The organism is Cohnella thailandensis, assembly GCF_014212135.1.
Classification (GTDB): domain Bacteria; phylum Bacillota; class Bacilli; order Paenibacillales; family Paenibacillaceae; genus Cohnella; species Cohnella thailandensis.
This window is the reverse complement of record NZ_JACJVQ010000015.1, coordinates 146659-158415: the sequence shown is the minus strand read 5'-3', so window position 1 is coordinate 158415 and position 11757 is coordinate 146659. Positions and strand designations below refer to the sequence as shown.

Sequence of the window (11757 nt, the reverse complement as noted above, 5' to 3'; positions counted from 1 at the left end):
CGGCATAAACATCAGCTTATATTCTCGAACATTTCACATCAAATGTCAACTCGGCCGCTGGCCGCCGGAATAGCGGGACATGCGGCGCAGCCTATCGTTCCGGCTCTGTTCCCGGCTTTCAATCCCGTGTATAATGATTTTGTAAAACGTTTTCTTCATCGTCTCTCATCCCTATTCGAAGGAGCGATACCCATGTCCGACAAGTCCTACGACCAATTCCAACTAGCCATCTACTGCACGGCCGGCTGCCTCTCCGGCAGCTTCGATCAGTTGGAGCAGGAGCTGGCTTTCTTCCGCAAGCACTTGAAGCTGTCCAAGGTATACATCGAGAATCACCGCGGCGACGTCAGCTTAAGCCGGGAACGGCTGCTGGAGCTGAAACGATTTTACGAGGAACGCGGCATCGAGACGGCCGGGGGCATCACTCCCACGCTCGGAGACGCCTATCGGCCCGGTTACAATCGGCTATTCGGGGGCATCTGCTATACCGAGGAGGCGTCCCGCGCCAAGTTCCGGGAAGCGGTCGAGACCGCGGCTTCCGTCTTCGACGAAGTCATCTTCGACGACTTCTTCTTCACGAACTGCGCCTGCGACGATTGCCTGGCGCGCAAGGGAGACCGAACCTGGGAGGAATTCCGGCTGGAGCTCATGGCCGAGGTGTCCGAGAATCTCATCATGAAGCCGGCCCGCGCCGCGAATCCGAAGTCCCGCATGGTCATCAAGTACCCGAACTGGAACGAAGCCTATCAGGCGTCCGGCTACAACACCGAGAAGCAGCCGGACATCTTCGACTTCCTCTACACCGGAACCGAGACGCGAGATCCGGCGATCAGCCAGCAGCACATTCCGAGGTACGCGTCCTATTCGCTGCTTCGCTGGATGGACAACCTGGCGCCGGGGCGCAACAACGGAGCCTGGTTCGACAGCTTGGACTGCACTTATCTCGACTATTATCTGGAGCAAGCGAACCTGAGCGTCTTCGGCAAAGCCAAGGAGCTGACGCTGTTCTGCTACTCCCTACTGAAGGACAGCGTGCACGTTCCGGCACTCGGCTATCAGCTGGATAAGCTGGACGCGGCAGCGGCGGCGCTGGGCCGTCCGGTCGGCGCTTGGGTATACGAGCCGCACCACGCCAAAGGCGAGGATCATCTGTACGATTACCTGGGAATGCTCGCGATTTCGTTCGAGCTCACGCCTCATTTTCCGACGGACATCTCCCGGCCCTTGCTCGTCACCGCGAACGCCGCGCGGGATAAGGACATTATCGATCGGATGAAAAGCTACTTGAAAGCGGGCGGACAGATCGTCATGACGTCGGGCTTCGTGGAGCGCTTGAGCGGCAAGGGAGCGGAGGAATTCACGACCCTGCATCCGACCGGCAAGAAGCTGGCGGTGCGCCGATTCGCGATCGACACGCACAGCTGCACGTTCGACCGGTTCTCCGAGTCCTCCGAGGAACTCAGCTTCCCGATTCTCGACTACAGCACGAACGGCACGTGGCAATCCGTCGTCGCGCTTAAGGGACACAACAACATCCCGATCCTGATGTACGACAATTACGGCAAAGGCAGAATCCACACGCTCGTCATCCCGGACGATTACGCGGATCTGTGGAAGCTGCCGGAGGCGGTCGTTTCGAAGCTGCGCTCCGTCCTCGCTGGCGATGCGCACCCTTACCGTATCGAAGGCCCCGGCCAGGCGGGCTGGTTCCCTTACGACAACGGAACGTTCGTGCTCGAGAACTTCGCACCGATCCCGCAGCGATGGGAGATCGCGGTGCCGGAAGGCTCCGAGCTCGGCCGAATCGCCGGGCGGGAAGCGCCGAGAAGGCTGGGCACCGATGCGGACGGTTCCTCTCGGTATGAAGTCCGTCTTGCTCCCTCCTCTTTAGTCGTTTGCCGACTCCAATAAGCACAGCAAATGCAAAAGGCACTCTCCTCCGACTATCCGGTCGGCGAGAGTGCCTTTTCTTTGTATGCGATCACTCAAGCGTACTCGTTTCGCCGTCTAACGGACATCTGAAGCACTTAGAAGAGTAAAAAGAAGCTTTTCGAATTCTAACGGACACACGATACGCTTACCTTCTCTTTTCTCGGTTGATTAGGCGTTTCCCAACGTTTAAGAAGCTCTAATGTCCGTTACAATTCAGAAATGGCGTTTGCGGCCGTTTAAGGGTCTCTGGTGTCCGTTAGAACTCAAAGGGCAGATCCGCAGCCCGCCGCCTCAACCGTTGGCTCATCAAGCGCGCATAATTCGTTTGGCATTTCCGGAGAGTGCGGCAGCTCCCCTGACTCGGCTGCAAGTTAACCCAACATCATATAGGAAACGCGCCTGTTAACGCTCCGTCTTCGGGCTTCCCGTCGGACGGAGCGTTCTTTTGTCACGCGAAATTGGAATGGTCTTGGCGGTCAAACCCCCGATCCCTCCACCCGCATAGCGGGTAGCTTTATGTTTCGCGCGTTTCACGCTCTCAACAGGCTTAAGCCTACAAACAACAAAAAAACGGCATCGCTGCCGTTTCCGTTTCATAAGTTGGTGGATTCTCAGGGACTCGAACCCTGGACCAATTGATTAAGAGTCAACTGCTCTACCAACTGAGCTAAGAATCCATATTATGAAGTTGTTCTTCGGTCAAGAGAAGAATGGTGGGCTCTCAGGGACTCGAACCCTGGACCAATTGATTAAGAGTCAACTGCTCTACCAACTGAGCTAAGAGCCCATATTGGATAACGTGTCGTTCCACATTATGCCTGCAAGTATCGCCGTAAGAGAAGACTGGTGGGCTCCCAGGGACTCGAACCCTGGACCAATTGATTAAGAGTCAACTGCTCTACCAACTGAGCTAGGAGCCCATATTATGGTGGACCCAAGGGGGATCGAACCCCTGACCTCATCGCTGCCAGCGATGCGCTCTCCCAGCTGAGCTATGGGCCCGGAACGTCTTGTCTCTCTTGGCGACAAGAATGAGTGTAACACAAGCAAACAGGAGGTGTCAACGGCTTTTGACGCGGTCAAACGAACTTTTTTCTGGAATCCCGCACTTTAGCTACTATCGTGCAAAAACGCCTCCGAAGTCACTAGGGACGCCGAAGGCGTTCTGCCCGATCGGGTATATGATGTCAATCGAATTAGCTTGTCCGATTTTCCTCTTGCCCGAGCTTAAATGCCGTGCTTGTTGATCAATACGTTCAATTCCTTGAGAAACATATTGATATCTTTGAATTGTCGATAAACCGAAGCGAAGCGAACATAGGCGACTTCGTCCACGTTGTACAGCTGTTCCATCAGCAGCTCGCCGATGATACGGCTCTCGATCTCCGGATTCGCGGTATTGCGCAGCTCCCGCTCCACGTTCGAGACGATGACCTCGAGCTGTTCGATCGATACCGGACGCTTCTCGCAGGAACGCAGCAGCCCTCTGAGCACCTTGTCCCGGCTGAACTCCTCGCGCCCCCCGTCCTTCTTAATGACGATCAGAGGGGTCTCTTCGACCATCTCGAAGGTGGTGAATCGTCTGCTGCACGACTCGCACTCTCTCCGCCGGCGGATGGACTTGTTGTCGTTAGCGGGACGAGAGTCCAATACCTTCGTTCCATTGTAATCGCAGAATGGGCATTTCACTTGTCGCTTCATCTCCTCTCCAACTATAAATTCGTTTTTACGTCCGATCTTTCGACCTTATCCGATAATTCCCAACGATAATTCTACATGATGCGATCGTTCCTGCACATAATACTTGTACCAACCGCAAGGAGGTGAACAACAATGGGTCAAGGATCCCGCAGCAGCAACGAGCTGGTCGTTCCTCAAGCGTTCGGCGCGCTGGACCAGCTGAAGTATGAAGTGGCTCAAGAACTCGGTATCGCTATCCCTCAAGACGGTTACTACGGCAACATGGTAACTCGCGACACCGGTGCTATCGGTGGTAACATCACCAAACGTCTGGTTCAGATCGCCGAGCAGCAACTTGCCGGTCAATTCAAGTAAGGCCTAGAAGCAATCTTCATCGGAAAGTCTTGAAGCCAACCCGGCTTCAAGGCTTTCTTCATGCACGTTTCAGCCGGGATTAACGTCTTCGCATAGCTTCTTAGGCGCCCAAGGACGCCGATGCGTTTTGGCTTGTTAGAATAAGTCCTTATGCACTTCTTGATACTTATTATAATAATACAACACTTTCTTAACGTAATGCCTGGTCTCGCCGTAAGGAATATCGCCAAGCCTCTTCTCGGTGCCGTCCCAAACGTTGTCGTCCACCCACTGCTTCACCTTGCCCGGTCCCGCGTTATAGGCGGCGAGCGACAGGTTCAAATTGCCGTCGAACTGCCTTAGCAGCTCTTGTATGTACCAGGTTCCGATACGAATGCCGGCTTCCGGATTCCGGCCGATATCCTCCACGGTGATCGCTCCGAAATCCTCCTTCTTGAGAATCCACTGGGCCGTATCCGGCATGACCTGCATGATTCCGAGAGCGCCCTTGGCGGATACAGCTTCCGCTTTATAGTTCGATTCTACCCGAATAACGGCGGCGATCAGATGAGGATCGATCTGGTACCTTTGCGCGCTGCGCTGGATTTCATCTTTATAGTATATCGGATAAATCGTTCTGCCAAGCCATTCCGACTGGAAGAACAGGAGGCCGACCACGACAAGGAATAGCAGCAGGACCAGCCCTCTTCTGCGTTTGGCTCTGCCCTTCTTCATAGCTGTCCGTGCTCCCGCCAGAAATCGTCGATTTGCCGGATCGTGTCTTCCAAGCTCCCGCTGTTATCGATGACGTAATCCGCCCGTTTACGCTTCTCCTCGATATCCATCTGAGCATCCAATCGGCGTCGCGCCGCTTCCAGGCCGAGCCGGTCTCTCTCCATCAATCGGGCCAGCTGAACCTCTCGGGGAACATAAACGACCATGACTTTGTGGAAAAGAGAGCCGAGCTCCGATTCGTACAGAAGAGGGACATCCACCACGACGAGCCGCTTCGGGTTCTCCCGCCCGAAGTCGGCCATCCTGTCTTTCATGATCCCGCGGATCGCCGGATGCGTAATTTGCTCCAAAGCCTCGCGTTCGGAAGGATCCGAGAACACGATCTCGCCGAGTTTCTTGCGATTGAGGGAACCGTCCTCCAGAAGGACGGCTTGTCCGAACCTCTCGGCGATAAGCCGGAGAGAAGGCTGCCCGGGCTCCACGACCTCCCGGGCAATCTTATCCGCATCCACGAGAGCGGCACCGCGCTGGACAAGCAGCCGGCTGACCGTGCTTTTGCCGCTGGCGATCCCTCCCGTTAAACCCATATTCATTCTAGGCACCTCGACTTTGTCTATAACAGCTTCATGATTCCCATAATAATGAGGATAATGCCTGGAAGTATGCTTAACCGCCGTACCCACTGCATCCCCGCGACCAGAAAACCGACCCTCATTCCAAGCCAAAGAAAGATTCCGCTCGTCGTTGCGATCAGCACCGCCGTGATTACCGGCGAGTAGCCGACAAGCGCGGCCCCGATCCCGGCTCCGAACGCGTCCAGGGACAGGGCGATCCCGAGCAGGAAAGCTTCCCCCGTCGTAATGATGCCCGAGCGGTCCATATCGGCGGCGGAAGGGGTGCGGAGAATTTGAATGATAATGCCCATCCTTCGGAGCTCCAGCGTGATCAAAGCGCGCTTCTGAATCGGAGGAGAAGGTTGAGCTTCCGCCTCCGGCGCCCCTGCCGATGGCTCCTCGTTGTCCTTCTGCCGGTTCTGCAGGAACCGGATAAGCGCCCAACCCCCGATTCCGATGAGGATGACCGCTCCCAGAGCGGAAGCCCCCCGCGGCGACAGCCAAGAAGACAGCGCGACGCCGACCATCATCGACAGAAGAATAATCAGTCCCGAACAAACCGAGATAATTAGAACCGAGACGACGGGAATCCGAATTTTGCGCAAACCGTACGTAATCCCGACTCCGAAGCCATCCAAGCTGACCGCCATGGATAGCAATAAGAGTGATAGCAAGCCGTAAGGGTGCATTCGCCGTTCCTCCTGCATAAGCGAAACCTGATCGATTGCGGACGCATGCCGTATCGACTTCATTCCATCCTATGCAGCTACGGGCGGGAATGCCCCCGCGGCGTTATTCCGCTTTGCCTTCCTTCGGCTTGCTTCCTCTCGAGACCGCGCCGTCCAGTCTGCGCTTGACCGCGTTGCTCTCCGATTTGCCTGCCGAATGGCGCTTCATGGCCGGAGCGACCGAACTTCCCTTCGGCGGCTTCTGGCAGCGGAGGCACACATGGGTGCCACGTCCGCCGAGAACGAACTTCACGATCTCGTTTCCGCACTCGCGGCAGGCTTCCCCCGTTCGTCCGTATGCTCTTAGCTTATGCTGGAACATTCCCATTTCGCCCTGTCCGTTGACGTAGGACTTGATCGAAGAGCCGCCGGCTTCCACCGCCGAGCCGAGCGTCGAGACGATCGACTCGTGCAAACGCTTCTTCTCGGAGCGGCTTAAGCTGTCCGCCGTTCTCTCCGGATGGATTCCCGCTTCGTGCAAAGCTTCGTCCACATAGATATTGCCGAGCCCTACGATAACTTCCTGGTTTAGCAAGAGCGGCTTAATCTTCGTCGACCTTCGTCCGATGGCTTCGTCGAAGGCGGCGAACGTGAACGTATCGCTAAGAGGTTCGAGCCCCAGCTTCTTCAACGGAGCCGATTGAAATTCCATGCCCGGCTCGAATAAGTGCATGGTGCCGAATTGGCGAACGTCCTTATATCGCAATGCCGTACCGTCCGTAAAGTGGAAAATGACGTGGGTATGATTCTCGACCGGATCTTCCTCCCGGTATAATCCATAGCGGCCTTCCATTCGCAGATGAGACACCAGCACGATTCCGTCCAGGAGCAAACGAATGAACTTGCCTCTCCTCTCGACGCTTTGGAAGGTCCTTCCTTCCAACAAGGCTGCGAACAGCTGCGGATCGTCGGGCTTCTGAATGATTCGGGGCAAGCTTACCGTCACTTGCTTGATCGTTTTCCCGGCGATTAGGCTGTTCAAGGTGCGGCATACCGTCTCGACCTCCGGCAGCTCCGGCATAATAGCTCCCCCTCTCTTGACTTTTTATATCTTATCAATTATAGCGCAAACAAGCGGCCTGAACCACCCGGTTCAAACCGCTTGTCCTCTAATGGTTTTATTTGGCCTCGTACCAATTCAAGCCGACGTTCACTTCCGCCTTGAGCGGAACGTCCAGCGGAACCGCCTCCGCCATGATGGCGGGAACCAGCTCCTTCATCGTGTCCAGCTCATCCGGAGGAACCTCGAAGACCAGTTCGTCATGCACCTGCAGCAGCATGCGACTGCGGAGGCCTCGGGCCTTAAGCGCTTCGTCCATCCGAACCATCGCGAACTTGATGATATCGGCCGCCGTCCCTTGGATCGGAGTATTCATCGCCGTGCGCTCGGCGAACGAACGGATATTGAAGTTCGACGCCTTGATGTCCGGCAGGTAACGGCGTCTTCCGATCAGCGTGGTGACGTAGCCGTCTATCCTCGCTTGCTCCTTGATGTCGTCCATGTACTTGCGCACGCCCGGGAATGCGCTTAGATACTGCTCGATGAAGTCGCCCGCTTCTTTGCGGGTAATGTTCAGGTTCTGGGACAGGCCGTAATCGCTGATTCCGTAGACGATGCCGAAGTTGACCGCCTTCGCCTGGCGGCGCATGTTGGAATCGACCTGCTCCGCCGTTACCCCGAACACGTCCATCGCCGTCTTCGTATGGATGTCCATCTCGTTGCGGAACGCTTCCTTCAACCCTTCGTCGCCCGAGATGTGGGCCAGCACGCGAAGCTCGATCTGGGAGTAGTCCGCCGCCAGGATCAGCCAGCCTTCCTCCGAAGGAACGAACGCCTTGCGAATCTGCCTGCCTTCCTCCAAGCGGATCGGGATGTTCTGCAGGTTCGGGAACTGGCTGCTCAGGCGTCCCGTCGCGGCGATCGTCTGGCGGAAGTACGTGTGGATTTTGCCGTCCTCCGGACGGATTTCCTTCAGCAGGCCTTCGATATAGGTCGATTGAAGCTTGGTCAGCGTCCGGTAGTTCAGGATTAGCTGAACGATCTCATGGTACGGCGCCAGACGCTCGAGCACCTCCGCGTCCGTCGAATACCCGGTCTTCGTTTTGCGGCCCGAAGGCAGCCCCAGCTTATCGAACAGGACCTCGCCAAGCTGCCTGGTGGAGCCGATGTTGAACTCCATTCCGGCGAGACGGTGGATATTCGTCATCATGCGATCGATGCCGGTCTGGAACTCTTTGCCGAGCTCCTCCAGCGCTTCCGCCTTCGTCCGGATGCCCTGCTTCTCCATGCCGGCGAGAATGCCCGCCAGCGGCTGCTCCAGCTCGTAATAGAGCGTCTTCATTCCGGTCTCGTCCAATTCCTTAGCCAGCGGCCCCGCCAGCCTCCGAACCGCATCGGCCTTCGCCGCGAGATGGGAGAACAGAACGTCTCGGGCGGGCAGCTTGAACTTGACTCCTTTGCCATAGATCGCTTCGTCGGAAGGAATGGCGCGTTGTCCATGACGCTGCAGCAATCCCGTCAAGGAAGGATCCGCTTCGGTCGGATCGAGAAGGTAGGCGGCAAGCTGAACGTCGAACTCCTGCCCTCTCAGCTCGATTCCCGACCTTGCGAGCACCAGCTCGGCTCGGTGCAGATCGTAGCCCGTTTTGCCCTTGGACGCATCCGCCAGCCATTCCTTCAGTTCCGAGGCCTCTTGGGACAGAAGCTGCTCATACGTCAGAAGGTAGATTTGCTCCGGCGTCGCTACGGCGATGGCGATTCCTTCGCTCTGATGGGGGTTGTCCCCATGCGATTCGACGATGAACAGGTCGGCCTTCCGCAGGTCGCGGTTCAGAGCCTCCCAATCCTTATCTTCCAGAACGGCTACGTATTCCACGGCTTCGGTTTCTTCCGCCGCGCCGCCCGCTCCCGCGGCATAGAGATCCAAGCGCTCGATCAGCGACCTGAACTCCAGCTTGCGAAGCCCGGCTTCGAGCTGGGAAGGATCATACCCGCTCCACGCCAGCTTGTCCCACGTCCAGTCCATCGGAACCTCGCGGAATATCGTCGCCAGCTTCTTGCTCATCCGGGCGGAATCCGCGTTGTTCCTCACGTTCTCGCCCAGCTTGCCTTTGATTTCGCCCTGGTGGTCGAGTACGTTCTCCACCGTGCCGTAATCGGCCAGCAGCTTCAGCGCCGTCTTCTCGCCGACGCCCGGGATTCCCGGAATGTTGTCGGAAGAATCGCCCATGAGACCCTTCAGATCGACGATCTGGGCGGGCGTCAGGCCGTAGCGGTTGGCGATTTCCTCGGGGGTGTAGCGTTCCACCTCGCTGACGCCTTTGCGGGTGAGCAGCACCGTCACGCCGTCGGAAGCGAGCTGGAGCATATCCTTGTCCCCGGAGACGATAACCGCCTCCTGGCCTTGCTCTTCCGCCATCCTTGCAAGCGTGCCTATAATGTCGTCGGCCTCATAGCCGGGAAGCTCGAATTGCTGGATCGAGAACGCGCCGATCAGCTCCTTGAGCAGCGGGAATTGCTCCGACAGCTCCGGCGGCGTCTTCTGGCGTCCTCCCTTATATTCCGCGTAGCCTTCGTGACGGAACGTTACCTTGCCGGCATCGAAGGCGACCAGAAAATGAGTCGGTTTCTCTTCCTCTATCACCTTAAGAAGCATCGTCGTAAAGCCGAAAACGGCGTTCGTATGCACCCCGCTGCTATTCGTCAGCGGCGGCAGGGCGTAAAAAGCCCGGTTTACGATGCTGTTCCCATCGATCAGCAGAACTTTCTGCCTGTCGGTTCCCATCATTCAACGACCACCTTGTCCGGTAACTATTTTCCAGTGTTATCATACCACATCGAAGCAGGCGAGGCGATTCATGGCAAGCTCTATTCCGCGCAGACAAAAAAAACGAGGGCGTCAGCCCCCGCTTTTCTCCAGCCGGTTGATTTTGCTCTCTCGATCGCCTTCGCCGGTTCCGCCGTGAGCGCCGCCGCTCGACTTCTTCGGACTCGAGAAGAACCAGCCGCATACGGCGATAAGGACGAGCACGATGTAGAATGTCGCCTTCCAGGCGCCGCTCTCCGCAAAATCGTGCGAAAGAACGTGCACGTTCTCGTGAGCGAGCGTGTGAACCGCCAGCTTGACGCCGACCCAGCCTACGATGACGAATGCGGCCACCTCCAGCGAAGGACGGGAATGCAGCAGCTTCACGAAGAAGTTCGCCGCGAACCTCATGAGCACCAGACCGATGAAGCCGCCCAGGAACACGACGATGAATTGTCCGCCGTCCATGCCGCCAAGCTCGCGGATTCCGCTCGGAGGAAGAGCGACGGCCAGCGCGACGGCGGCGAGGATCGAGTCGATCGCGAACGCGATATCCGCCACCTCGACCTTGACGACGGTCGCCCAGAAGCCGCTTTTTTTGACCGGCTTGTCGCTGGCCGCGGCGATTTCCTCCTCCGTCTTGCCCCTTCTTCGAACGAACTTCACGATGTTGCTTATCGCGATGTACAGCAGGTAAAGAGCTCCCAACGCCTGAACCTGCCACACGTCGACGAGGAACGAGATGATAAAGAGCGATGCCAACCGGAAAATGAAGGCGCCGGCCAACCCGTAGAACAAAGCCTTCTTGCGTTCCTTCTCGTCCAGATGCTTGACCATGACGGCCAGCACGAGCGCGTTGTCCGCCGCGAGCAGGCCTTCCAGAGCGACCAGAACGACGAGCACCCAAGCGTACTCCATAAACAAAGACATATCCATTGGAATTCCTCCTTCTTTAACTTGCGTAGCGAACGCGTATCTATGCAAAAAGACCTTTACCATTGAAGCTAGGTACGCCCGGAAGGACGCCTAACGTTCCATGGTAAAGGTCTCGCCAACAATAGTTACATTGCCAATAAAGCCGGAGACTTCGCGTCTCGTAATGACGACTTTATTGTAGCAGCTACTCCCCTTTAAGGGTATTCGGTTGGAAGGAGGCAGATTTGCCTCCCAAGCTCTATCGGAATCATAAAAGAGATCCGAACGCTTGTCAATCTATTTCTCAGAACGTCTATCGGACTTCTATTGATTGAGGTCCGGCCGCTTCCCTACCACGAGGAAAACGACGCTCTCGCCGATGTTCGTCGCATGGTCAGCGATTCTCTCGATGTAGCGGCCGACGAAGCTCAGGTGCATCGTCTGCGCCACCGACTTCGGGTTGTCCGCCATGTACGTGAACATCTCCCGGAGGAATTGAGAGTACATCGCGTCGACCTGATCGTCGTCCTTGGCCATCTTGTAAGCCAGATCGACGTTCTCGTCGATGTAGGACTGAATCGATTCGATGATCATCGTCCGTACGAGAACCGCGATCTGCGGAAGATCGTTAATCGGCTTCAGGAACGTTTGCCCTTCCAGCCGGATGACAACCTTTGCTATATCTACGGAGAGATCACCCATCCGTTCCAAATCCGAAGAAATTTTCAGCGCGACCAGAATACGGCGCAGATCCTTGGCTACGGGCTGCTGCGTCGCGATCAGCTTCGCTCCCAAATCGGAGATGTTCTCCTCGATCCGGTTAATGACGGGATCGTCCTTGACGATGGCTCGCGCCGCCTCTACGTTAAGCGTCTCCAGAGCGTTCATCGCATCCGCGAGCGCCCGCTCCACTTTCGTTCCCATCTCGACCAGCATGTTTCTGAGCTGTTCGAGGCCTATGTCGAATTCTCTGCGAGTCACCATGCCGCTAAG

General features: G+C 56.6%; 10 protein-coding genes and 4 tRNA genes. 2 read left to right on the top strand and 12 right to left on the bottom strand.

The window, feature by feature from the left end; all coding sequences use genetic code 11:
* Positions 1–192: 192 nt before the first annotated feature.
* A complete protein-coding gene (locus H7B67_RS17775; protein WP_185121193.1) occupies positions 193–1911 on the top strand; it encodes a permease in 1719 nt (572 codons plus the stop codon).
* A 622-nt stretch (positions 1912–2533) separates the two neighbouring features.
* Here the strand turns inward: H7B67_RS17775 and H7B67_RS17770 are convergent.
* From H7B67_RS17770 to nrdR, 5 genes are all read right to left on the bottom strand, one after another.
* A tRNA-Lys gene (locus H7B67_RS17770) sits at positions 2534–2609 on the bottom strand.
* 34 nt (positions 2610–2643) lie between these two features.
* Positions 2644–2719, bottom strand: a tRNA-Lys gene (locus tag H7B67_RS17765).
* A gap of 57 nt (positions 2720–2776) precedes the next feature.
* Positions 2777–2852: transfer RNA gene (locus tag H7B67_RS17760), tRNA-Lys, on the bottom strand.
* Between the two features lie 6 nt (positions 2853–2858).
* Positions 2859–2934, bottom strand: a tRNA-Ala gene (locus H7B67_RS17755).
* Between the two features lie 225 nt (positions 2935–3159).
* Positions 3160–3621, bottom strand: a complete 462-nt coding sequence (nrdR, locus tag H7B67_RS17750) for a transcriptional regulator NrdR (RefSeq protein WP_185121192.1) — start codon at positions 3619–3621, stop codon at positions 3160–3162.
* Positions 3622–3765: 144 nt separating this feature from the next.
* Between nrdR and H7B67_RS17745 the strand changes: the two genes are divergently transcribed.
* Complete coding sequence (locus H7B67_RS17745; protein WP_185121191.1) at positions 3766–3987, top strand: alpha/beta-type small acid-soluble spore protein; 222 nt, start codon at positions 3766–3768, stop codon at positions 3985–3987.
* A 135-nt stretch (positions 3988–4122) separates the two neighbouring features.
* Here H7B67_RS17745 and H7B67_RS17740 read toward each other — a convergent pair whose 3' ends face one another.
* From H7B67_RS17740 to phoU, 7 genes are all read right to left on the bottom strand, one after another.
* Positions 4123–4701, bottom strand: coding sequence for a lytic transglycosylase domain-containing protein (locus tag H7B67_RS17740; protein ID WP_185121190.1), 579 nt, complete (start codon positions 4699–4701; stop codon positions 4123–4125).
* Positions 4698–5294 carry a dephospho-CoA kinase gene (coaE, locus tag H7B67_RS17735; RefSeq protein WP_185121189.1) on the bottom strand — a complete coding sequence of 199 codons (597 nt, stop codon included), beginning with the start codon at positions 5292–5294 and terminating at the stop codon, positions 4698–4700. Before coaE ends, H7B67_RS17740 begins: the two co-directional genes overlap by 4 nt.
* 20 nt (positions 5295–5314) lie before the next feature.
* A complete protein-coding gene (ytaF, locus tag H7B67_RS17730) occupies positions 5315–6004 on the bottom strand; it encodes a sporulation membrane protein YtaF (RefSeq protein WP_185121188.1) in 690 nt (229 codons plus the stop codon).
* A gap of 103 nt (positions 6005–6107) precedes the next feature.
* Entirely contained in the window at positions 6108–7064 is a 957-nt protein-coding gene (mutM, locus tag H7B67_RS17725; protein WP_185121187.1) for a DNA-formamidopyrimidine glycosylase, read from the bottom strand.
* 97 nt (positions 7065–7161) lie between these two features.
* A complete protein-coding gene (polA, locus tag H7B67_RS17720) occupies positions 7162–9828 on the bottom strand; it encodes a DNA polymerase I (RefSeq protein ID WP_185121244.1) in 2667 nt (888 codons plus the stop codon).
* 114 nt (positions 9829–9942) lie between these two features.
* Positions 9943–10785 carry a TerC family protein gene (locus H7B67_RS17715; protein ID WP_185121186.1) on the bottom strand — a complete coding sequence of 281 codons (843 nt, stop codon included), beginning with the start codon at positions 10783–10785 and terminating at the stop codon, positions 9943–9945.
* A gap of 303 nt (positions 10786–11088) precedes the next feature.
* Positions 11089–11748 (bottom strand): phosphate signaling complex protein PhoU, encoded by a 660-nt coding sequence (phoU, locus tag H7B67_RS17710; protein ID WP_185121185.1) that lies wholly within the window; start codon positions 11746–11748, stop codon positions 11089–11091.
* Between the last annotated feature and the right edge of the window lie 9 nt (positions 11749–11757).